The sequence below is a fragment of the Couchioplanes caeruleus genome, from assembly GCF_023499255.1.
Classification (GTDB): Bacteria; Actinomycetota; Actinomycetes; order Mycobacteriales; family Micromonosporaceae; genus Actinoplanes; species Actinoplanes caeruleus_A.
In genome coordinates, this window is record NZ_CP092183.1 from 2,726,147 (window position 1) to 2,746,383 (window position 20,237).

Here is a 20,237-nt window from a genome sequence, read left to right on the forward strand (position 1 = left end):
CCTCCGGCGCGATCCGGCTGACGGGAACCGGGCAGCATCCTGTCGTACGGGTCATCCATACTCGTCGTCATGACGGGGGAGCCGGCTTTCAGCAGCGCAATGATCGAAGTCCCGCCCGCGGAGGCGGCGACGGGCACGACCAGGGCGCTCTGGTCGCCCACCCACGGCTCGCTCACCGTGACGGTGCCGCCGGGCACGGTGGACGGCGCGGTGGTCTGGGTCGACGCGCCGGCCGGCCGGGTGGCGGTGACCATCCGGGTGTCGACGCCGTTCACGCCGCCGCCTCCGTTCCCGGCTTCCGGTCCTCCTGCTTCCGGTCCTCCGGCTTCGGGGCCGCCGGCTTCCGGGGCTCCGGCTGGTGGTTTTCCGGTTCCGGGCGGGTTTCCTCCGCCCGGTGCTTATCCGCCGGGTGCGTATCCGCCCGGTGCTTATCCGCCCGGGCCTGGCGGTGCTTTTCCTCCGGGGGCGCCCGGTGCCTACCCACCGGGGCAGCCCGGGGCCTATCCGCCCGGACCTGCCGGTTCATACCCGCCCGGTGCATACCCGCCTGGTGCCTATCCGCCCGGTGCTTATCCGCCCGGCTACGGTCCCGGTCCCGCGTTTGCCGGGCCGCCGCAGGCCACCCCGCGCACCGGCCGGCGCAACCAGATCATCGGCATCGCCCTCGCGGCGGTCCTCATCGTCGGCTGCTGCGGCGCGATCCGCCTCATCACCAGCGGCGACGACGACACCCCGCAGGCCGACCCCCGGCGGATCACCGCCACCACCGGCGCCACCACCTCCGGCCCGGTCACCAAGGAGCAGTACGCGCAGCTCCTGGCCGGCTCGGACAGCGCGATCAAGGCCACCTTCGGCAAGCTCAACACCTCGGACGACGCCGCATTCGCCAGGGCGGCACCCGCGGCGGCCGGCTCGATCCGCGCCGAGGCACAGAAGCTGCGCGCCACCACGCCCCCGCCGGCCGTCGCGGCCGCGCATGCGCAGCTGACCCTCGAGCTGCAGAGCCTCGGTGACATGGTGGAGGAGACCGCGAGCACCAAGCAGGACTGCCCCGCGGCGTCGCCGTACACCTCGGTGCTCCAGTCCGGCTGGGCGGACAACCTGCGCGCGGACGCCCGGAAGCTCGCGTCCGCGGACCCCGCGTACAAGTTCGGCACATTCCTGCCGGCCGCCCCGAAGGAACAGAACCGCCGCCTCAAGACGGGGACGTTCGTCAAGCGGACCAGCACGGGCGGCCTCGGCCACCTGAAGATCAAGAACGGCGCGGACGACACGACGATCTCGCTCGTCCCCACCAAGGGCAAGAAACCCAAGCCGATCTTCACCGTGTACGTCCGCGGCGGCGGCTCGTTCACGGCCAAGGGCATCCGCGACGGCACGTACCGCATCTACACGGCATCGGGCGAAGACTGGGACAAGGCCGGCAAGGGCTTCACCCGGGACTGCGCGTTCAGCAAGTTCGACGACACGTTCAAGTTCACGACAACGTCGTACTCGTCGTCGATCTGGACCATCACGCTCACCCCGATCATCGGCGGCAACGCGTCCACGAGCGACGTCGACCCGAACAGCTTCCCGAACTGACCGCGTCGACCCCGGCCCGGCCGTCGGGCGTCCGCCATCCGGCTGCGCGCGTCGTACAGGGGGCGTCGGACTTGGGCCGGTCGGCTGGCTTCAGCGGCGGCGCGTCGGGCGTCGGGCATGGGGCGTCGGACTTGGGCCGGTCGGCTGGCTTCACGGCGGCGCGCGTCGGGCAGGGGGTGTCGGACTCAGGGCGGCGGTCGGCTTCAGCGGCGTCCGGCGTCGGTGTTCCGGCGTGCGGGTGTCGGCGTGCGGGTGTCGGCGTCCGAGCGTCGGCGTCCGGCGACGTGTTCCGGCTGCACGGTTGGCCGCCCCTCGGCGTGGCTCGGGTGCTGCTGACCCACGTCCCGGGGCGGCTTCTTCGCTCGGCAAGGCGCCGGTGTGGTCGACCGCGTCGTCCTTGCCGTTCGTCGGCACGCCGCTGACGGCCGGAGTGGGCTGGGCCATGCCCGTGGCCCGCCCCGGGTGCTGTCAGATCACGCGGAAGTCGGTGACGAAGGCGGCCACCTCTCCGGCTGCCGTACGCCCCACAAAGCTCGCATACGCCCCGTCGCCGCACCCTGGCTCGACCGCCACCACGTTGGCGCCGGTCGCGGGATCGGTCACTGCGCCCACCATCCCGGGGACCTCGGGCGGCACGGACGGCACGAACGTCTCCTCGACCTCCGCGTAGTCCCATGTGGACAAAGCCTTCAGCGCCCGCTCATCGGTGAGCGTGGCGAGGCCCGTGTCGACGGGGTGCACGACGAAGCCGTCCTCGTCCAGCTCAGCCGGGCCCGTGACGACCGCCGGCTCCCACGATGTGATCGGCTCGTCGCGGATGACGAGGTGGAGGGCCGCCGTTCGCCTGTTCGCCTCCACCCGGTTGCGCAGCGGTGGCCCGGGGTGTGCCGGGACGGTCACGAGGCTGTGGGACGGTGGGAGCCCCCGCACGGCCAGGTATGCGACGGCGACCCAGGCGCGGAGCGGGTAGCGCCCCGGAGGCACGCCGACGGTGAAGGGCAGCGCCTCGCCGGTGCGGGCGAGGGGGTCGCAGGCGACGACGCGGCCCGTCGGGAGGGTCACGTCGCCGAGTGGAACCATGGTCAGCTGGTAGTCGTGGGCGTCGTCGGAGTGTCGCGCGCCCTCGGTCAGGAGCCGGTCCAGCATCTCGCCGATGTCCACAGCCATGCCCCGCAGGTTATCGGCGACCACCGACAAAACCGCGGGCCTCACGAACGCGCCGGAACGCGACGCGACTCACCCCGCGCCACGCGACGTGAGCCGGCCCGCGCAAGGCGAGGTGAGTAACTCCCGCGCAGGGGGAGATGAGTCAGCGCCACGCAACGGGAGGTGAGCCTGGCCCGTGCACGCGAGACGAGTCAGCGTCGCCCAACGCGGGGTAAGCCAATGCCGCCCAAGGCGAGTGAGCGGGCACCGCGCAAGGCGAGATGAGCCGGTCCCGGGCAACGGGAGGGACGCGGCGCCGGGCACCGTGAGGTGGCCCGGCGCCGCGCACCACGTCAAGGAACTGGTCTCCCGGCTCAGCTTGTGTGCGGCAGCCGTTCCGCCGGGATGACCCCAAGCCGGCCCTTCTGATAGTCCTCGAACGCCTGCATGAGCTCTTCCCGCGTGTTCATCACGAACGGCCCGTAGTGCGCGACCGGCTCGCGGATCGGGCGTCCACCCAGGATGAACAGCTCCATCGCCGGGGTGTTGCTGTCCTGGTCCGCGTCTGCCGCCACCCGGATCGCGTCGCCGGCGGAGAGGGCGGCGAGTTGGCCGGACTGCAGGGGCCGGCGGTCCGTGCCGATCGTGCCGCGGCCGGCGAGGACGTACACGAGGGCGTTGTAGTCGGGTTGCCAGGGGAGGTCGAGTTGCGCTCCCGGCTGGAGGGTCACGTGGGCGAGGTTGATCGGGGTGTGGGTGGAGCCGGGGCCGTCGTGGCCGGCGACCGTGCCGGCGATGACGCGGATCAGGCTGCCGCCGTCCGGGGTGGTCAGCAGCGCCGCTTCGCGGCCGCGGATGTCCTGGTACTTGGGGGCGATCATCTTGGCCGTGCGGGGGAGGTTCACCCACAGTTGCAGGCCGTGGAAGAGGCCGCCGCTCATGACGAGCTTTTCCGGCGGGGCCTCGATGTGCAGGATGCCCGCGCCGGCGGTCATCCACTGGGTATCGCCGTTGGTGATGGTGCCGCCGCCCCCGTTGGAGTCCTGGTGGTCCATCGTGCCGTCGATCATGTACGTGACGGTTTCGAAGCCGCGGTGCGGGTGCCACGGGGTGCCCTTCGGCTCGCCCGGCGCGTAGTCGACCTCGCCCATCTGGTCGAGATGGATGAACGGGTCCAGCTCGCTCAGCGGTACGCCGGCGAACGCGCGCCGGACCGGGAAGCCCTCGCCCTCGTAGCCGGTGGGGGCGGTGGTGAGGCGGCGGACCGGGCGGTAGCGGGTGGTGGCCTCGTCGAGCCGGGGCAGGCGGGGGAGGACGAGGACGTCGTCGACGGTGATCGCGGGCATGGCAGCCCCCTTCAGGCGGTGGTGGCCGGCCGGGAGATACGGCCGGAAGACGAGGAAGTGGCGGAGGTGCGGCCGGAGGAAGCGGAAGCGGAGGGCGCGCCGGGCCGAAGGCGTGCGCCGAGCCGGGAGAACACGTCCGCGAGGACGGCGATCTCCGTGTCGTCGAGGTCGTCGATGAAGCTGTCCCGGACGGTGGCCAGGTGCAGCGGCGCCGCGGCGACCAGCGCCGCCATGCCGGCGTCGGTGAGCACGGCCTCCTGGCCGCGGCCGTCGGCCGGGCAGCTCTGTTTGCGGACCAGGCCGCGCTTGATCATGGAGGTGATCTGGTACGTGACGCGGCTGGGCGAGAAGACCATCCGGCTGGCGAGCTCGCCCATGCGGAGCCGGCGTCCCGGTGCCTCCGAGAGCACCACCAGCACGTGGTAGTCCGCCATGCTGAGGCCGGTGGCCGCGCGCAGGTCGTCCTCGAGGCGGGTCTGCAGCGCCCAGCTGCTCTCGATGTAGGCGCGCCAGCAGGCCTGCTGTGCGGCGTCGAGCGGTTCGGCCATGTCCCGACGCTAACTCTTTAAAATCTGAAATACCAGGGGTACGCGACCGGGGTCACAGGCCGAGCAGCCGGGCGAGTTCGTGCAGGTCCCGGATCGCGATGTCCCCGTCCACTCCCTTGAGCGCCGCCACGGTCGCTCCCGCCGCCCGGCCGGCCGTCACGCCCACCTCGGCGTCCTCGACCACCAGGCACCGCGACGGTGCCACGCCCAGCAGCTCGGCGCCGCGCACGTACCCCTCGGGGTCGGGCTTGCCGGCAGTGATGTCCTCGACCGTGACCAGCACCGGTGCCGCGATCCCGGCAGCGCCGAGCCGGGCCTTCGCGAGGCGTACGTCGGCGCTGGTCACGACCGCCCAGGGCAGCGTCAGGGCGGCCAGCAGCTCGGCAGTCCCGGGCGTGGCCACGACGTCGGACAGGTCGTCGTACTGCAGCTCCAGCTGGCGCGCCGCGGCGGCGGTCACTCCGGCCTCGTCCAGATCGGGGCGGATGATGCGGACCGTACGCTCGGCCGGCGCGCCGTGCGCGATCTCCAGCACCGTCGCGGGGTCGGCGCCGTGCTCGCCGGCCCAGACCCGCCAGGCCCGTTCCACGGCGGCGTCGGAGTCGACGAGAGTGCCGTCCATGTCGAAGAGCACGGCCTCGATGCGGGTCAGATCCACGTGCGCCCCCAATATCCTCGTCAAGCGAGTATAAGTGGAGGCAGCAGCGCGAGGTCGTCTCCCCACCCGTCCAGGACGTCTCCGAGACCGCGCTCGCGTGCCAGCCGCGCGACGGCGGGGAAGAGCGAGACGGGATCGGCGGCCACGCGCTCGGGCAGAGTCGCGTCCCACGGCGCTTCCAGCGGGTACGTCTCCAGCTCCCACCGCAGGCACTTGTTGTACGGCCGCAGCCGCCCGTGCAGCGCGAAGACCGTGGTCAGCAGCCACGACGTGCTCTCCGCCTCGTCGAGCCGCGCGGCCACGGGGTCTCCGTCGCGGCGGCTCTTCGCGACGTCGAGTGTGGCCGTACGCCGTGGCTCATGACCGTCCGCCGCGACCAGCACGACGTCGTGGTCGGAATGGGCGGTCGCCGTGCCCCGGGCGTGCGAGCCGGTCAGAACCAGTCCGAGCACGCCCGGATCGGCGGTGGCGGCTTGGACGAACCGGGCGTAATCCTCGGACGCTGTCACACGGGGCAGGGTAGTCAGATCCGGTAGTAGACCCGTACCTCATATCCGGTGCGGGTGGGATGCCAGCCGACGTCGTCGACGTCGACCACCTCGGGACGGCCGGCCAGCCAGCCCGCGGCCATCTCCAGCGCCTCGGCCGGCGTCTTGCCGGTGAACGTCATGCGCCGTGCCGCGTCCTCGGCCGCCGCGGGGGCGTGGCGCGGGAACGTCTGCGCCGCCACGGTCGGCTCCGGCCCGGTGACCACCGCGGTGGGCCCGACGGCCCGGCCGTCGCGGACGCCCTGGACGAACCAGTCGTTGATCGTCTCGTCGTGCTCGACGGCCCAGCCGCTGACCGGGCCCACGTCGTCGGCGATCGCGTGCTTGGCGTTGTCCAGGGCGGCGTCCAGGGTGGCGAGCTCGATGTCGTCGCCGTTGTACTCGACCCGGTACGTCATGGGCGTGCCTGTACCCCGCGGCGGCGGAAACTAGGCCCGGTCAGGCGGCCTGCGACTTCAGCGAACGCGTCATGTCGGACCGCAGGTCGTCCAGGTCGACGCCGCGCTCGGCGAGGATCTGGATGGCGAGGCCGCTGCCTTCGCGCACCATGCCCAGCACGATGTGCTCCGGCGCGATGAAGTTGTGCTTGAGGCGGAGCGCCTCCCGCAGCGCCAGCTCCAGGACCTTCTTGTTGCGAGGCGAGAACGGCACGTGCCCCGAGCTGCCGTAGAACCGGCGCAGCACGCCCTTCCGCTTGGGGGCGGGCGAGCGCGGCAGGCGCAGCGATCCGGGGCCGAAGTTCTCCTCGATCGCCCGGCGTACGGCGTCCAGGTCGATGCCGATGGCCTTGAGCGCGGCCTTGTCCTCGGCGTCGGAGTCCGGCAGCGGGTCGGGTGCCGTCGGGGCGGGGCCGACGAGGCGCAGGATCTCCGCCCGCACGAACCGGGCGTCCACTTGTCTGTCGCGCAGCGCGGGAGCCGTGGCGATCGCGCCGTCCGGGTCGGCGAGCAGCGCCAGCAGGGTGTGCTGGGTCCCGATGGGGGACTGCTGCAGGTCGCGCGCCTCGGCCTGGGCGCGGACGACCACGTCCCGGGCGGCGTGGGTGAATCGCTCGAACATCTCTTCAGTCCTCCCGTGGATCGTGCATCGGCATCCGGTTCGCGTGCTTCTTGTGCACGCCCTGGCGGGTCACCTCGAGGGCGTCGGCGATCTCCTGCCAGGACCAGCCCTTCCGGCGGGCGTTTGCCACCTGGAGGTGCTCGAGGCCCTCCAGGAGGCGGCGCAGCGCCACGACCGCGCGCAGCCCGACCCGGGGGTCGGCGCTGCCCGCCGCGGCGGCCAGATCGGTTGCTTCGGTCATGCTGTCAACCTACGTTGACACGGGAGGACTGTCAACCTCGGTTGACGCCACAGGCGAAAAAGAGGGCCGGCCCGGGTGGGCCGGCCCTCTTTCAGGCGATGGTCACCGGCCGCGGCCGGTCTTCTCCTGCAGGTCGTCGATGCGCTCGGACGCCTCGGCCTTGGTCAGTTCCTCCGGCACGTCCTCGTGCGCCTCCGAGGCCAGGGTGTTCAGGTACGACTTCTGCGCCCCGGTGGCCGGCTCGTCGCCGGTGGTCCAGTCGGCCGGGTCCTTGATCGTGTTCGATCCGGTGTCCTGCTCGCTCGCCGCCATGGCGCCGCCTCCTCGATGACAATCATTCGAACAGACGTACCACTACCCGCCGAAGGTCAGCTCCATGCCTGAATTCGGCGTGTAAGACATGGTGAGCTCGATCGGGATCGCCGCCGGCGCGGCGATCGAGAACGGCACACCCCACGGGTCGAGAAGCTCCGCGTACGTGCCGAAGCCCATGTCCTGGGCTCCGGAGACCACCGTGCCGCCGTACGCCCGGCAGTCCTCGAGGGTCTCCACGCAGTCAGCGACCTGGAACGCGGCCCGCCACCAGCTGCCGCCGCGGCTGGGCGCGAGCCCCGCCATCGCGTCGTGCGCCGTGGTGATCCACTCGCCGCGGGTGCCGTCGCTGCCGTACTCGTCGCGCAGCAGCCAGCCGAACGCCTGGCCGTAGAAGTTGGCCGCCGCCACCGAGTCGTCGGTGAGCAGTTCGGGGAACGTCATCGTGCCGGCCTCGCCGCCGACCTGGGCGCCGGTGAAGCCGCGCGGCTCCCAGATGCCCAGCACCGCGCCGGCCGGGTCGGCGATGACGGCGGAGCGCCCGCCGTGGCCCTCGGCGGGCTCGGCCACGACCCGGCCACCGGCCTCGCGCACCCGCATGATCGACGACTCGAGGTTGTGCTCGGTCAGGTACGTGAGCCAGCCCGCGGGCCGGTCGGGGCGGGCCCGGGTCAGCCCGGCGACGGCGCGCCCACCCAGCTTGAACCGGTCGCCGGCGGGCTCCCAGCCGAACAGGCGGGCGTAGAATTCCGCCGCCCGTGCGGGATCGGCACTGGCCAGCTCGACCCAGCAGGGTGTGCCCGGCGCAAAGCCCCGTATACGCATGGCGGCACCTTTCGTCGTTCCAAGTTGGAGTACCGGCCAACAGAGATGCCGATCACCTTACAGCCATGAATACGCTCCGCCACTACACCCGGGTTCAATGTCCTAAATAAACTACGGTTCCGCGGAGGCGGGATTACTCAGAGCAACGCCAATTACTGAGAGTATTTCTCTTCCGGGGTGCGGGTTCGTTCGTTGTATCGGTCCAGAAGCCGCATCACGGGCGTCGCCGCGACACCGTGCAACCCCACGCTCACCAAGACGACGAATGCCGCTGTCGCCCATACGACATCCGCATGGGGAAACTGTGCGTGGCTCGTGGCGTACGCCAGGTAATAGAACGTGCCGATGCCACGAACTCCGAACCATGCGATCACCCAGTGTTCCGCGCGATGGCCCGGTGCGCCGCGCAGCGACAGGAATGCCGACAGAGGACGCACCACCATCACGAGCGCCAGGCCGGCGAGCGCGGCCGGCCAGGTGAGCGGCGCCAGGAGCCCGCTGACCACCGCGCCACCGAGCAACAGCAGCAGCAGGACCGTCAGCAGCCGCTCGATCTGCTCGGCGAAGTCGTGCAGCACCTGGTGGTACTCGTGCGAACGCTGCGCCGACCGGATGCCCCGGGCTGCGATGAACACCGCGAGGAAGCCGTAGCCGCCGGCCACCTCGACCAGCCCGTACGCCAGAAACGTGGCCGCCACGGCGAGAAAACCCTCGGAATGGTGGGCGAGGCGCAGCGTCTTGTTCCGCGCGCGGAAGAACAGCCGGCCCAGCGACCTGCCGACGATCAGGCCGCCGGCCACCCCGACGCCGACCTTGTGGAGCACGTCGCTCAGCACCCAGTCGCCGAGCCAGCTCTCGTGGGTGACGGCGGCGGTGGCCATCGCGATCGCCGCGTACACGAAAGGGAAGGCCAGCCCGTCGTTGAGGCCCGCCTCCGACGTGAGCGCGAACCGCACCTCGTCCTCGGAATCCTCCTCGTCGGTCGGCTCGCCGACCTGGACGTCGGCGGCCAGCACCGGGTCGGTCGGCGCCAGGGCCGCGCCGAGCAGCAGCGCCGCCGCCGGCACCAGCCCCGCCCACCACCAGCCGAGCAGCGCCACCGCGGCGATCGTCACCGGCATGGCGATCACCAGCAGGCGCCAGGTCGAGGCCCATCGGCGCCGGCTCAGCGGCCGGTCGATCTTCAGGCCCGCGCCCATCAGGGCGACGATCACGCAGACCTCGGTGAGGTGCTCGGTCAGCTTCGGGTGGGCGAGGGGATCGGCGTCCGGCAACCCCAGGGGTACGGCGAAGAGCACCATGCCCAGCGCCAGGAACACGATCGGCATGGACAGCGGGCGGCGCTCGAGGACCCGGGGCAGGATGCCCGCCAGCAGGGCCCCGACGCCGAGCAGGGCGAAGAGGAGGTCGGACAGCTGCACCACCGGGAACTGCCCGCGTACGGGCAGAAACATGCGTGGTTGCGCGCGGGGCTGCCGGGTAACCGGCAGCCATGAGCTCGCGAGGCACCAACCACCCCCGTGTGGCCGTCGTGACCGGTTCCGAGTCGGGAATCGGGCGGGCGATCGCCGTGGCGCTCGCCGAGGACGGGTACGACGTCGGCATCACCCGGCACCGCGACACCGAGCACGCGCAGCGCACCGCCGACGAGGTCCGCAAGGCCGGCCGCCGCGCCGAGATCCGCTCCCTGGACCTGACCCGGCTGCCGGGCGCGGCCGACGTGGTCGACGATCTGGCCGACGCGCTCGGCGGCATCGGGGTGCTGGTCAACTGCGCCGGTACGGGCATCGCCACGCCCGTCGTCGACACGGACTGGGAGCAGTGGCGCCAGGTGCTGTCGGTGGACCTCGACGGGCCGTTCCTGTGCGCCCAGCGCGCCGCCCGTCGCATGATCGCGGCCGGACGCGGCGGCCGGATCATCAACATCACCAGCGTGCACGAGACCGCGCCCCGGGTCGGCGCCGGCGCGTACTGCGCCGCGAAGGGCGGACTCGGCCTGCTGACCAAGGTCATGGCGCAGGAGCTGGGCGAGCACGGCATCACCGTGAACGCCGTCGCGCCCGGCGAGATCGCCACGGCCATGACCGGTCAGGAGGACGTCGACCCGCACACGCAGCGGCGGCCCGGCGTACCGCTCGGGCGCCCGGGTGACGCCCGCGAGATCGCGGCGGTGGTGGCGTTCCTCGCGAGCCCGCAGGCGTCCTATGTGACCGGTGCGTCCTGGCCCGTCGACGGCGGCATGCTCGGCATGGGGCCGCAGGCCGGCAGCCACCTCACCAGCGACGACTGGCGCCGCCCCTGATCAGGCGATCAGCTTCTGGATGGCCGACTCTTCCAGCGCGGCCAGCAGGGCCGCCGGGTTCTCGTACGTCTCCACCGCGCCGGCGTCGAGCAGCTCGGCGGCGCTGGTGCCGCCGCAGGTCAGCCCGATGCACGGGATGCCGAGCTTGCCGGCGGCCTTGACGTCCCACACCGCGTCGCCCACGAACACCGCCTGCTGCGGGTCGACGCCCGACTGCTCCAGCGCGGCCTGCAGGATGTCCGGCGCCGGCTTGCTCTCCTCGGCGTCCGCGGACGAGGTGGCCGCGGTGATCACCTCGTCCGCGCCGATCACCCGGCGCAGCTGCTTGAGCTCGGGAGCCTTCGCCGACGACGCCAGCACCACGGCGAGCCCCCGGTCGGCGCAGGCGCGGAGCAGGTCGGCGGCCCCGGGCAGCGGCCGCAGCCGCTCCCACCAGGCGCCGTACAGAACGTCGTGGGCCGACGACATCGTCTCGTCGTCGCTCTTGTCGCGGTCCTCGCCGAGCAGGTGGTCGAGCAGGCGGTCCGAGCCCATGCCGATCCCGCGGTGGATCTCCGCCATCGGGACGTCCCGGTCGTGCTGGCGCAGCACCTCCCACCAGGCGACCGCGTGCAGGTAGGTGGTGTCGACCAGGGTCCCGTCGACGTCGAAGAGCACTCCGCGCTTGGCTGTCATGCCAAGGCGATTACCCCGTTTCGGCGGGCGGTATCAACATCTCGAACCAGACCGTGGAGCCGCGTACCGCCGGGTCGGTGCCCCACGTGTCGCTCAGCTCCTCGATGAGGCCCAGGCCGCGGCCCCTGCTGCTCAGGGTGTCCGTGCGGGCCCGGGTGACGCTGCCCCGGGTGCCCTCGTCGGCCACCGAGACGAGCAGCCGCTCCGCGCTCAGGTCGATGTGCACCTGCGCCGGCGTGCCCGCGTGCAGCAGGGCGTTGGTGGTCAGCTCGCTGGTGCACAGGATCGCCGCGCCGATCACCGGCTCGGGGACCGCCCAGTCGCGCAGGCGGTTCGTCATCCACTGCCGGACCCGGCTCGGGCCGGTCGGCTCCGCGGGCACGAGCATCGTCGCGGACCGGCTCAGCGCGACGGCCCGCTCCACGGCAAGGACGGCCACGTCGTCATCCGTACGCCCGGGTACGGCGGCCGTCGCCAGCGAGCACAGGTTGCGCGGGTCGCCGCTGGCCGCCTCCGCGGTGGCCGCCACCAGGGCTTCCAGACCGGCGCTGAGCGTACGGTCGCGGCGCTCGACCACGCCGTCGCTGAACATCAGGATGGTGTCGCCCGGGTCCAGGCGCACCGTGGTGGTCCGCCACGAGCCGCCGAGGCCCAGCGGCGCCCCGGGCGGCAACGGGACCAGCTCGGCGGTTGCCCGCTCACGGTCGCCGCGGCGCAGCACCGGTGGCGGGTGGCCCGCGCTGGCCAGGGTGATCGTGCCGTCCGTCTGGTCCAGCACCCCGTACACGACGGTCACGAAGATCTCTTCGTTGCGCGACTCCGCGCCGAGCGAGCCCACCAGCCGGTCCAGCCCGGCCAGGACGGTTCCGGGCGCGGGGTCGGTGAGGGCCAGCGCGCGCAGGGCGGCGCGGACCTGCCCCATCACCGCGGCCGCTCGTACGTCGTGACCGGCCACGTCGCCGAGCACCATGGCGAGGCGCCCGTCGCCCAGCTCGAACGCGTCGTAGAAGTCGCCGCCCGCCGCGTTGCCGTCCACGCCCACGTCGTAGCGCGCGGCGATGCGGAAGCGGTCGAGCTCGGGCAGATGCTCCGGCAGCATGCTGCGCTGCAGCAACTGCGCGGTGCCGTGCTGCGCCTCGAACCGCCGGGCCCGTTCCGCCGCCTGCGCGACCAGCTCGGCGGCCGCGTACAGCAGGGCGCGCTCGGCGGGCAGCCAGGTGTGCGGCGTGCGGTAGCCCATGGTCAGCGCGCCGTGCAGCGACGGCGTCCGCAGCGGCATCGCGGCCAGCGCGCGGATCCGGCGCTCGTGCCGGTCGGTCGCCACCTTGCCCAGCGGCGCGCCGTCCGGCTGGAACGACGGGCGGCCGCTGAGCGCCGCCACCACCAGCGGGAACGCCGGGTCGTTGCCGATCCGCTTCCACAGCGGCGGCAGGCGCTCGTCGGCCTCGTCCATCATCTCGCCGCGGATGCGCCGTACGTACCGGAAGCCGGCGCCGTCGTCGACCGCGAACACGCAGTGGTCCACGTCGAACGACGACATCGCGTACGACAGCACGACCCGGGCCACGTCGTCGATGGTGAGCGCGGAGGCCAGCCGGGCGGTCAGCTCGCCGAGGCTCTGCAGCCGCCGGGTCACCTGCGTCGTCTCGGCCGCGACCGTGAGGACGCCGACCACGGAACCGTGCTGGTCGCGTACGACGGAATGGCCCCTGGTGAACGACGCCTGCTCGACCTGACCGCCGCGCGGGACCGCGATCTGGGTCTCGGCCTCGAGGAAGGACTGGCCGCTGCGGTAGACGTCGTCGATGACCCCGCCGACCCCGGGCGTCTGCCACAGGTCGCCGAACACCTCCGCCGCCGGCCGGCCCAGCGCCCCGGGATGCTTCCCGCCGATGACCTCGGCATACGCGTCGTTGTAGATGAGCACGTAGTCGTCGCCGTAGGCGAGCGCCATCGGCACGGGCGAGGCGAGCACCACCTCGACCGTCGCGTTCACCATCGGGTCCCAGCTCGCCATCGGGCCCAGCGACGTGGTCTCCCACGGGTGCGCGGCCACCAGCTCAGCGCAGCCGGGGGGACGCTGCGTCACCACGTCGGACGGGTCGGGCAGCGCCGTCATCGCCGTCGTCCTCGCTGTCGTCACCGCCGTCACCGTCGTCATCGCGGAGGGTATCCCCATGCCGACCATGGACTGAGCGTAGCCCGCCTCGGCCGTTCGGACGATCCGGGCACCAGCCGGACGTCCGATTCTGCCGGGTACGTGCGGGTGGGACGGCTTCGTCGCCCCGCGTGGCCTCACTGTCCGCGACGAGGCGGCGACGAAACAGGGCTCGGCCGTTCGATCTTGGCTGCCCTATAGTCCGCGCGTGAGTGAAACGTGGCGGCCCCGGCCCAGCCGCGGCGTCATGGGATACGTCGCTGAGCTGCAACAACTCGATTCCGACGCGGCGCCGTCGGCGGCTGCTCCCTGGGCTCCCGCGGATTCCGTGCGGCCCGTCCCGGCCGCCTCGCCGTGGCCCGAGTCCGATCCGTTCGCTCATGCCTCGTTGTTCTCCGACGAGCCGGCCCCGATCGTCTCCCACGTACGGCCGGGCGTACCCGGGCGTCGGATGCGGATGGCGGTGATCTCCGGAGGGGTCCTGGCGATCCTGGCCGGGCTGGGTGTCGGATATGCGGCACTCGGCGGCTCCGGCCCGGACACCGTCGCGGCCCCGCGCGTCACGGCGACGACCGTCCCCGCCGACGGCGTGCTCAACCTCGAACCCGCCCTGCCCGGCGTGGACCCGGTCACCGGCGCGACGATCAGCCCGGCGCCGACCGTCGACCCGACGACCACCGCGGCGGCTCGTACCACGACCCCGGCGGCCCGGGTTCCCCGTCGCACGACGCGGCCCGCAGCTCCGGGCGTACCGGATCTGCCGGCCGGCACGGTGACACCCCCGGCCCCGGCGGATCCGGCGCCCACCCTGCCCGCCGCGCCGTCCCTTCCGCAGCGTCCCCTCCCGGCGGAGGCCACCTTCACGTACACGGCCGAGGAAGGCGAGTCGGGCTGGACGGGATACAGCGGACAGGTCCGCGTACGGAATCCCGGCGACTCCGCGAACGCCGGCTGGAGGGTCACGCTGACCGTGCCGGGCGGCAACCGGGTCGATGCCTCGGGGGCGTCCGCGAGCCAGGAAGGGGAGACGGTGACCTTCACGGGCGACCCCATCGCCGGAGGCGGCTCGCTCAGCTTCACCTTCACGGTGGACGGGACGCTGACCGGGCTGCCGGGCGGGTGCCGGATCGACGGCAACGCCTGCTCCTGACCGCTTCGGTGCTTTTGTCCGGGACATTCTTGCGGTTCCCTGACGGTCCGCCCACGTCCGGTGCGAGCCGACGCCTGTCGATCTAACCTCGTCTCAGACCGGCCCCCGCCGGCCACCACGGGCCGGACCGCCGGCCACCACGGGACGTCTCGCGCGCGGCGCGGGTGAGGAGAAGCGATGACCGGCTCCGGCCTGGACGACGCCCTGAGCGACATGTGGCGGTCGGTGCTGCTCTTCGTGCCGGCGGCCCTGGCCTTCGTGGCCGTCCTCGTCATCGGCTACGTGCTGGCCCGCCTCGTGCGTACGGTCGTCGCCAAGACCCTGCACCGGGTCGGCTTCGACCGCGCCGTCGAGCGCGGCGCCATCGGCCGCGCCCTGGACGGCCGGGTCGAGCCCAGCGACCTGTGCGCCAAGATCGCCTTCTACGCGGTGCTGCTGTTCGCGCTCCAGCTCGCCTTCGGCATCTGGGGGCCCAACCCGGTCAGCGACCTCCTCACGGCCCTCGTGGCCTGGCTTCCCCGGGCGTTCGTCGCGGTCGTCATCATCGTGGTCGCCGCCGCCATCGGCAGCGCGGTCCGGGAGCTCATCGACAGCGCGCTCGGCGGTCTCGCGTACGGGCGGCTGCTGGCCCGGGTGGCGTACTGGCTGATCGTCGGCCTGGGCGTCATCGCGGCCCTCGAACAGGTACAGATCGCCACGGCCGTCACCCAGCCCATCCTCATCGCCGTCCTCGCCACCGTCGCGGGCGTCGTGATCGTCGGCGTGGGCGGCGGCCTGATCCGCCCGATGCAGCACCGCTGGGAAGTCTGGCTGGAACGCGCGGGCGCGGAGTCGGCAGTCATCCGCGAGCACGCCCGCTCGTACGCCGACGAAAAGGCCAGAATCGCCGCGGAGAAGCGCGCCGAGGAAGAGCGCCTGGCCGAGGAGGCCCGCCGCGCTGAGGAGGCCCGGAAGGCTGAGGAGGCCCGGAAGGCTGAGGAGGCCCGGAAGGCTGAGGAGGCCCGGAAGGCTGAGGAGGCCCGGAAGGCTGAGGAGGCCCGGAAGGCTGAGGAGGCCCGGAAGGCTGAGGAGGCCCGGAAGGCTGAGGAGGCCCGGAAGGCTGAGGAGGCCCGGAAGGCTGAGGAGGCCCGGAAGGCTGAGGAGGCCCGGAAGGCTGAGGAGGCCCGGAAGGCTGAGGAGGCCCGGAAGGCTGAGGAGGCCCGGAAGGCTGAGGAGGCCCGGAAGGCTGAGGAGGCCCGGAAGGCTGAGGAGGCCCGGAAGGCTGAGGACGTCCGGCGGGCCAAGGAGGTCAGCGACGCTGACGAGGCGCGTCGGGCGGGGGCGGTCACTTCCAGCGCGGAGGGGCATGGGGCCGTCGCGGCTGCCGGCTCGGGGGCTACCGGCGACACGCCGCAGGGGCAGGACAGTGCGACCGTCAGCGAACCGCCGGCGCTGAGCGAGCAGGAGCAGCGCGCGGAGGCGGCCCGGCGGCGCCTGCTCGAGGCCGCTGCCGGTGAGCAGACGCAGGTCATCCCGGTTCAGCGCCGGTCCAGAAAGTCCTCCAACCCGGTGCCCGGTTTCGACGACGATGACGACGACACCGAGACGACCGGCGACGTGCCCGGCCCGGCCCCGACATCCGCCGGTGCGCGCGGGGGTGGCGAGGATGCGGAGGAACGGACTCAGGTGCTGCCGCGGCAGTTGCCGTACCCGGCCGACGACGAGGAGAAGACGCAGGTCATCAAGCCGGTCAAGCCGCCGACGGACGGCCCGGCCAAGTAGCCGTGCTCCGGGGCGCATCCCAGCCCCGGGCTGTCCTGTCCGCGCTGAGCGGTGTCGGGCCGGGCCGCGTCGGGCCGGGCCTTGGTCGCGCTGTGCCGTGTCGCGTCGGGCTGGGCCTTGGTCGCGCTGGGGCATGTCGCGTCGGGCTGGGCCTTGGTCGCGCTGGGGCATGTCGCGTCGGGCCGGGCCTTGGTCGCGCTGGGCTGCGGTGCGCTGGGCTGCGGCGCGCTGGGCTGCGTGGGTCGCGGGCTGGTTCGCTGGGCGACGGGGTCGGTGGCTGGCCGGTTCGTTGGGGTGGCCGGATGGCCGGATGGCCGGGCGGAGCCGGTGGGGACCAGCGGCTCGCTGGCCGGGCTCGGTGGCCCGGCTTGGTGAGCAAGCTCCATGGCCCGGCTCGGTGGGCGGGCTTGATGGCCCGGCTTGGTGGGCGGGCTCAGTGGCCGGGCTTGGTGGGCGGGCTTGATGGCCGGGCTTGGTGGGCGGCTGGGTGGCCGACCTCGCGGGAGATGCCAGAGGGCCGGCGCCTCCGAAGAGGTGCCGGCCCTGAACGGTCGGTGTGGCCTGTCGGGTGGGGTCAGATGGACGGGGGCAGCGTGCGGGCGAGTGAGCAGACTGCCAGGAGGCGGTTCAGGACCCAGTCGCTGGCCGACCAGTCGATGGGGCCCTCCGGCGCGCGCCAGCCGTGCTTGAAGGCGGCGTCGCGGACGCCCTCGGCGTAGGCCGCCAGGATCACCGGCGTGAGCGGGCGCTCGTCGGTGGAGAGGCTGTCGCGGATGCCCGCCACGTGCTGGTCGACCGCGGCCAGCAGGCCGGGGGAGTCGGCCGCGGCCGCGAGGCCGGTGACTCCGACGCAGGTCATCAGCTCGCTGAGGCAGGCGTGGGCGGAACGCAGGGCAGCACGGGCGGCAGCGCCGCTGAACAGGCCATTCATGAGAAGAAACGTTAGGGAGCCGCGGGTAGCCAACGGTTCGCCTGTACGGTGCAGCTCGGTTGAAGTCGGCGCGGCTGGGAACCATGTCCGCATGACAGACGGTCCCGACGCCGCGCACCAGCGGCCCGAAGGTCTCAGCGACATCACCGTGGAGGCGCTCGGCAAGCTGAGCGAGGCCCTCGAGGTCGTGGAACGGATCCGCGGCCACCTGTACAGCCTGCACCAGCTCACCGGCGAGGCCGACTTCAAGCTCGACGAGGCCGTGTCGTTGTTCATGCAGGCCGGCGAGACCAAGGTCGCCGAGCGGATCGAGCAGGAGCTCATCGGCCGCAACGTGCTGGCCGGGCGGTGGACCTTCCAGGTGGTCGAGGAGTACGACGACGGCTACTACGCCGAGTTCAAGACCATCGAGAAGGACGCCCGCGACGAGCTGGCCGAGGGCAAGCGGCACCTGTACGAGGCGGAGCTCAAGGAACGCCGGCGTACCCGAGGCCGCCCCGGTCACGAGGCGCGGCCCTGAGCAGGTGTCGTCGCGTTGGGCGTACGCGTGTGCCGCGGCAAGCGCGCGCTGACGGTGTCACGCAGCCCGGCTGTGCCGTGCGGCGATGAGCCGCACGGGTGCCGGAGGCGTACCAGGAACCGCAGGTGGCGTCGCAGAAACCGTCGGGCCGATCAGCCTCGTGGATGACCAGGCCTGAACCGGGCCGGGTGAACAAGCCTCGACCTGCTCAGCGGATCAGGCTTGAACCGGGCTGGGTGGACGGGCCCCGACCTGCTGGGCGGATCAGGCCTCAACCGGGCCGCGTATGAGAGCCCGGCCCACCCTCCGGTGAGCCGCCGGACCCCGTGGCGATGCGCGGGCGCGCCGGCTATTCGGCTTCCGCTGTGGCCGTGCCGCGGCGGCGCTGGGTGTCGTCGGCGAGGATCACGGTCGCGACCACGAGGGCCACGACGACCGCGAAGAGCCAGGAGGCGTCGGCGATGAGCGAAGCGGCGAGCGGGGCCTGGACGGCGGCGAGCAGAAAGCCCACCCAGGCGAGGCGGCGCTGACGCTCGGAGAGGAAACCGGCGGATCGCATCCGGCTAGTGTGGCCCGATTCGTGGCCTTCGCCGTCACCCTTTCGGCCGATCTCGGGTTGTCCGATGGTGCCCACTGCGCAGCGTTGCCAATGCTCCACCATCGGTGAATATGTCCCATTTTCGCTGGTAGAGAGACTGAGAATTGCCTTGGGAGCGTTACCAACCCCTAGGCTTGCGACTAGTGCGGCGGCCGGGCGGAGGTTTAAAACGCTGACGGCCGGTTTGGCGATCACCGCGCTGGCCGCGTGTTCCCCGGCGACCAGTCTGGGGGCTCGGCAGATGCCGGCCGACGACGCCCCGCAGCCGCACGTGCAGGCCGGGCCGCTGGACGGGCGTACGGTCGGATTTCTCATCGTCCGGGACGCCGCGTCCCGGGTCGAGGTTCGCATCGCCGACCTGCCGGGGTTGCTCTACCGGGTCAGCACTCCGGCGGACTCCGGGTTGAAGCCGCAGATCAGTGGCGCGTCGGGGCGGGTACGTCTGGCGCTGCGGCCGACCGGCGGCGACGGGCCGGACACCGTCGAGATCCTGCTGAACCGGCGGGTCCGCTGGGACATCCGGCTCCCGGCGGGCGCGGGCGAGCAGCATCTGGACCTGGCCGCCGGGCGGGTGCGGCGGCTCGCGGTCGATTCGGGTGCGGGGCTGGTCAGCGTACGGTTGCCGGCGCCGTCCGGGTCGGTGCCGATCACCGTGGCGGGCGCCGTGGGGGATCTGGCCGTCGCGGTGCCGGCCGGAACCGCGCTGCGGATGCGGTTGCGGGCGGGCGCCGGGATGGTCGCGGTGCCGTGGGCCGACCGGGTGAGGGCCGCGCCGGGCGCGGTGGTGGCTTCGCCGGGATGGGGTACGGCGGCCGGACGGTACGCGCTCGACGTGGAATCCGAAGCCGGCTCAGTGACTGTCTGGGGCTGAGAGCGCGCACAAAGGCGCGGCCAGGGGGAAGAAGGCGGCGCGAGAACGCGGGCCCGGCGGAGAGGTAGCGCGGCGGCGGAAAAGCGCAGCAAGGCGGCAGAGCGCGAAACGGGAGAGACACCGGGACCGCGGCTGCCGGACGGGGCGGCCGCGGTCCTCGCGGGTCGGTCAGGCGGCGCCCGTCAGTGGGGTCCGGTGCGACCCGTCGTGCTCGGGCGGTATTCCCGGTCCGGGTCCGTCTGGTTGGCGTCCGAGTCGTCGGCGACCCGGGAGCCGTGCCCGAAGGCCTGCTCCTCGCCCGCGTCGTTGTCGGTCGGGTCGCCCTGCCCGTCGGTGTCCCAGGTGGCCATGGCGTCGCTGAGGTCGGCCACGGAGAGCTTGTCCTCGTCGCGCCACACGCCGTCGTCTTCGCGATCAGTCATGTCTGTGGCGTACCCACGAAAAGGCCGCCGGAATCCCGGCGGCCTTCTCCGATCGTGGTGTGCCTACGGCTGCGGCCGGTCCACCTCGCCGCGCCATTCGCCGGTCTCGACGCCGCCGCGGCTCTCGATGAACTCCTTGAAGCGCTTCATGTCGCCCTTGACCTGGCGGTCGAGGAAGCCCAGCTTGTCGCCGGCCTGCTCGACGACGCCGTCCGGCTCGAAGTCCATCTGGCAGGTGACCCGGGTGTGGGTCTCGTCGAGGCGGTGGAAGGTCACGACGCCGGCCTGCTTGCTGCCTCCGACGCTGGTCCAGGCCACGCGCTCGTCCGGCAGCTGCTCGGTGATCTTGGCGTCGAACTCGCGCTTGACGCCGTCGATGTCGGTCTTCCAGTGGGTCATGGTGTCGTCCAGCTGACGGATCTCCGACACGCCGCTCATGAATCGGGGGAACTCCTCGAACTGGGTCCACTGGTTGTACGCGGTGCGTACCGGCACGCTGACATCAACGGACTCGGTCACGGTACTCACGGTGTTGCCCTCCTTGTGTGTTTCCCCGCCGTACAGGTTCCCCGCGCCGGGGCG

23 protein-coding genes are annotated in these 20,237 nt (G+C 72.5%); 6 read left to right on the forward strand and 17 right to left on the reverse strand.

Translation table 11 applies throughout. The features are described 5' to 3' along the window. Nucleotides 1-69: 69 nt before the first annotated feature. Complete coding sequence (locus COUCH_RS12710; RefSeq protein WP_249612288.1) at nucleotides 70-1,584, forward strand: hypothetical protein; 1,515 nt, start codon at nucleotides 70-72, stop codon at nucleotides 1,582-1,584. 468 nt (nucleotides 1,585-2,052) lie between these two features. On the opposite strand, the gene COUCH_RS12715 is transcribed toward COUCH_RS12710, so the two are convergent. The 11 genes from COUCH_RS12715 to COUCH_RS12765 all read right to left on the reverse strand — a co-directional run bounded on the left by COUCH_RS12715 (nucleotide 2,053) and on the right by COUCH_RS12765 (nucleotide 9,721). Further along, nucleotides 2,053-2,751, reverse strand: a complete 699-nt coding sequence (locus COUCH_RS12715; protein WP_249612289.1) for a DUF4241 domain-containing protein — start codon at nucleotides 2,749-2,751, stop codon at nucleotides 2,053-2,055. Nucleotides 2,752-3,104: 353 nt separating this feature from the next. Next, nucleotides 3,105-4,076 carry a pirin family protein gene (locus tag COUCH_RS12720; RefSeq protein WP_249612290.1) on the reverse strand — a complete coding sequence of 324 codons (972 nt, stop codon included), beginning with the start codon at nucleotides 4,074-4,076 and terminating at the stop codon, nucleotides 3,105-3,107. Nucleotides 4,077-4,087: 11 nt separating this feature from the next. Beyond that, entirely contained in the window at nucleotides 4,088-4,624 is a 537-nt protein-coding gene (locus COUCH_RS12725) for a MarR family winged helix-turn-helix transcriptional regulator (protein ID WP_249612291.1), read from the reverse strand. Nucleotides 4,625-4,676: 52 nt separating this feature from the next. Continuing rightward, entirely contained in the window at nucleotides 4,677-5,282 is a 606-nt protein-coding gene (locus tag COUCH_RS12730; RefSeq protein ID WP_249612292.1) for an HAD-IA family hydrolase, read from the reverse strand. A 20-nt stretch (nucleotides 5,283-5,302) separates the two neighbouring features. Further along, entirely contained in the window at nucleotides 5,303-5,791 is a 489-nt protein-coding gene (locus tag COUCH_RS12735; protein ID WP_249612293.1) for a nucleotidyltransferase domain-containing protein, read from the reverse strand. 14 nt (nucleotides 5,792-5,805) lie between these two features. Next, complete coding sequence (locus tag COUCH_RS12740) at nucleotides 5,806-6,228, reverse strand: hypothetical protein (protein WP_249612294.1); 423 nt, start codon at nucleotides 6,226-6,228, stop codon at nucleotides 5,806-5,808. 40 nt (nucleotides 6,229-6,268) lie between these two features. Further along, complete coding sequence (locus COUCH_RS12745) at nucleotides 6,269-6,889, reverse strand: Clp protease N-terminal domain-containing protein (RefSeq protein ID WP_249612295.1); 621 nt, start codon at nucleotides 6,887-6,889, stop codon at nucleotides 6,269-6,271. A 4-nt stretch (nucleotides 6,890-6,893) separates the two neighbouring features. Beyond that, nucleotides 6,894-7,130, reverse strand: a complete 237-nt coding sequence (locus COUCH_RS12750) for a helix-turn-helix domain-containing protein (RefSeq protein ID WP_199513626.1) — start codon at nucleotides 7,128-7,130, stop codon at nucleotides 6,894-6,896. Nucleotides 7,131-7,232: 102 nt separating this feature from the next. After that, the gene (locus COUCH_RS12755; protein ID WP_249612296.1) at nucleotides 7,233-7,442 is read right to left on the reverse strand and encodes a DUF3072 domain-containing protein; all 210 of its coding nucleotides are present in this window, start codon (nucleotides 7,440-7,442) and stop codon (nucleotides 7,233-7,235) included. Nucleotides 7,443-7,484: 42 nt separating this feature from the next. After that, nucleotides 7,485-8,267 (reverse strand): VOC family protein, encoded by a 783-nt coding sequence (locus COUCH_RS12760; RefSeq protein WP_249612297.1) that lies wholly within the window; start codon nucleotides 8,265-8,267, stop codon nucleotides 7,485-7,487. Between the two features lie 152 nt (nucleotides 8,268-8,419). Continuing rightward, a complete protein-coding gene (locus tag COUCH_RS12765) occupies nucleotides 8,420-9,721 on the reverse strand; it encodes a cation:proton antiporter (RefSeq protein ID WP_249612298.1) in 1,302 nt (433 codons plus the stop codon). 38 nt (nucleotides 9,722-9,759) lie between these two features. Here COUCH_RS12765 and COUCH_RS12770 point away from each other — a divergent pair, with 38 nt between their 5' ends. Continuing rightward, complete coding sequence (locus COUCH_RS12770; protein WP_275980098.1) at nucleotides 9,760-10,569, forward strand: SDR family oxidoreductase; 810 nt, start codon at nucleotides 9,760-9,762, stop codon at nucleotides 10,567-10,569. On the opposite strand, the gene COUCH_RS12775 is transcribed toward COUCH_RS12770, so the two are convergent. Together COUCH_RS12775 and COUCH_RS12780 are read right to left on the reverse strand one after the other, a co-directional pair. Then, nucleotides 10,570-11,244: an HAD family hydrolase gene (locus tag COUCH_RS12775; RefSeq protein ID WP_249612300.1), complete on the reverse strand. Its 675-nt coding sequence runs from the start codon at nucleotides 11,242-11,244 to the stop codon at nucleotides 10,570-10,572. Nucleotides 11,245-11,254: 10 nt separating this feature from the next. Next, nucleotides 11,255-13,363 (reverse strand): SpoIIE family protein phosphatase, encoded by a 2,109-nt coding sequence (locus COUCH_RS12780; protein WP_430640976.1) that lies wholly within the window; start codon nucleotides 13,361-13,363, stop codon nucleotides 11,255-11,257. Between the two features lie 247 nt (nucleotides 13,364-13,610). Between COUCH_RS12780 and COUCH_RS12785 the strand changes: the two genes are divergently transcribed. Beyond that, a complete protein-coding gene (locus COUCH_RS12785; RefSeq protein ID WP_249612301.1) occupies nucleotides 13,611-14,552 on the forward strand; it encodes a cellulose binding domain-containing protein in 942 nt (313 codons plus the stop codon). Between the two features lie 177 nt (nucleotides 14,553-14,729). Continuing rightward, nucleotides 14,730-16,313, forward strand: coding sequence for a mechanosensitive ion channel family protein (locus COUCH_RS12790; RefSeq protein WP_249612302.1), 1,584 nt, complete (start codon nucleotides 14,730-14,732; stop codon nucleotides 16,311-16,313). 574 nt (nucleotides 16,314-16,887) lie between these two features. Here COUCH_RS12790 and COUCH_RS12795 read toward each other — a convergent pair. Then, nucleotides 16,888-17,244, reverse strand: coding sequence for a DUF6401 family natural product biosynthesis protein (locus COUCH_RS12795; protein WP_249612303.1), 357 nt, complete (start codon nucleotides 17,242-17,244; stop codon nucleotides 16,888-16,890). Nucleotides 17,245-17,335: 91 nt separating this feature from the next. On the opposite strand from COUCH_RS12795, the gene COUCH_RS12800 reads away from it, so the two are divergent. Further along, on the forward strand, nucleotides 17,336-17,764 hold the full coding sequence (locus COUCH_RS12800; protein WP_249612304.1) for a hypothetical protein: 429 nt from the start codon (nucleotides 17,336-17,338) through the stop codon (nucleotides 17,762-17,764). Between the two features lie 349 nt (nucleotides 17,765-18,113). Here COUCH_RS12800 and COUCH_RS12805 read toward each other — a convergent pair whose 3' ends face one another. Continuing rightward, complete coding sequence (locus COUCH_RS12805; protein ID WP_199513616.1) at nucleotides 18,114-18,323, reverse strand: hypothetical protein; 210 nt, start codon at nucleotides 18,321-18,323, stop codon at nucleotides 18,114-18,116. A 280-nt stretch (nucleotides 18,324-18,603) separates the two neighbouring features. Between COUCH_RS12805 and COUCH_RS12810 the strand changes: the two genes are divergently transcribed. Further along, complete coding sequence (locus tag COUCH_RS12810; protein WP_249612305.1) at nucleotides 18,604-19,233, forward strand: hypothetical protein; 630 nt, start codon at nucleotides 18,604-18,606, stop codon at nucleotides 19,231-19,233. 182 nt (nucleotides 19,234-19,415) lie between these two features. Here the strand turns inward: COUCH_RS12810 and COUCH_RS12815 are convergent, their stop codons facing one another. Next, complete coding sequence (locus COUCH_RS12815) at nucleotides 19,416-19,655, reverse strand: hypothetical protein (RefSeq protein ID WP_249612307.1); 240 nt, start codon at nucleotides 19,653-19,655, stop codon at nucleotides 19,416-19,418. A gap of 63 nt (nucleotides 19,656-19,718) precedes the next feature. Further along, nucleotides 19,719-20,183, reverse strand: coding sequence for an SRPBCC family protein (locus tag COUCH_RS12820; protein ID WP_249612308.1), 465 nt, complete (start codon nucleotides 20,181-20,183; stop codon nucleotides 19,719-19,721). Nucleotides 20,184-20,237: the final 54 nt, after the last annotated feature.

What these genes read in the sequence shown, in the direction of transcription:
- COUCH_RS12710 (WP_249612288.1), top strand. Translation starts at nt 70, where the DNA reads ATGACGGGGGAGCCGGCTTTCAGCAGCGCAATGATCGAAGTCCCGCCC.
- COUCH_RS12715 (WP_249612289.1), bottom strand. Translation starts at nt 2,751, where the DNA reads ATGGCTGTGGACATCGGCGAGATGCTGGACCGGCTCCTGACCGAGGGC.
- COUCH_RS12720 (WP_249612290.1), bottom strand. Translation starts at nt 4,076, where the DNA reads ATGCCCGCGATCACCGTCGACGACGTCCTCGTCCTCCCCCGCCTGCCC.
- COUCH_RS12725 (WP_249612291.1), bottom strand. Translation starts at nt 4,624, where the DNA reads ATGGCCGAACCGCTCGACGCCGCACAGCAGGCCTGCTGGCGCGCCTAC.
- COUCH_RS12740 (WP_249612294.1), bottom strand. Translation starts at nt 6,228, where the DNA reads ATGACGTACCGGGTCGAGTACAACGGCGACGACATCGAGCTCGCCACC.
- COUCH_RS12745 (WP_249612295.1), bottom strand. Translation starts at nt 6,889, where the DNA reads ATGTTCGAGCGATTCACCCACGCCGCCCGGGACGTGGTCGTCCGCGCC.
- COUCH_RS12750 (WP_199513626.1), bottom strand. Translation starts at nt 7,130, where the DNA reads ATGACCGAAGCAACCGATCTGGCCGCCGCGGCGGGCAGCGCCGACCCC.
- COUCH_RS12755 (WP_249612296.1), bottom strand. Translation starts at nt 7,442, where the DNA reads ATGGCGGCGAGCGAGCAGGACACCGGATCGAACACGATCAAGGACCCG.
- COUCH_RS12760 (WP_249612297.1), bottom strand. Translation starts at nt 8,267, where the DNA reads ATGCGTATACGGGGCTTTGCGCCGGGCACACCCTGCTGGGTCGAGCTG.
- COUCH_RS12765 (WP_249612298.1), bottom strand. Translation starts at nt 9,721, where the DNA reads ATGTTTCTGCCCGTACGCGGGCAGTTCCCGGTGGTGCAGCTGTCCGAC.
- COUCH_RS12770 (WP_275980098.1), top strand. Translation starts at nt 9,760, where the DNA reads ATGAGCTCGCGAGGCACCAACCACCCCCGTGTGGCCGTCGTGACCGGT.
- COUCH_RS12775 (WP_249612300.1), bottom strand. Translation starts at nt 11,244, where the DNA reads ATGACAGCCAAGCGCGGAGTGCTCTTCGACGTCGACGGGACCCTGGTC.
- COUCH_RS12780 (WP_430640976.1), bottom strand. Translation starts at nt 13,363, where the DNA reads ATGACGGCGCTGCCCGACCCGTCCGACGTGGTGACGCAGCGTCCCCCC.
- COUCH_RS12790 (WP_249612302.1), top strand. Translation starts at nt 14,730, where the DNA reads ATGACCGGCTCCGGCCTGGACGACGCCCTGAGCGACATGTGGCGGTCG.
- COUCH_RS12795 (WP_249612303.1), bottom strand. Translation starts at nt 17,244, where the DNA reads ATGAATGGCCTGTTCAGCGGCGCTGCCGCCCGTGCTGCCCTGCGTTCC.
- COUCH_RS12800 (WP_249612304.1), top strand. Translation starts at nt 17,336, where the DNA reads ATGACAGACGGTCCCGACGCCGCGCACCAGCGGCCCGAAGGTCTCAGC.
- COUCH_RS12805 (WP_199513616.1), bottom strand. Translation starts at nt 18,323, where the DNA reads ATGCGATCCGCCGGTTTCCTCTCCGAGCGTCAGCGCCGCCTCGCCTGG.
- COUCH_RS12810 (WP_249612305.1), top strand. Translation starts at nt 18,604, where the DNA reads ATGCCGGCCGACGACGCCCCGCAGCCGCACGTGCAGGCCGGGCCGCTG.
- COUCH_RS12815 (WP_249612307.1), bottom strand. Translation starts at nt 19,655, where the DNA reads ATGACTGATCGCGAAGACGACGGCGTGTGGCGCGACGAGGACAAGCTC.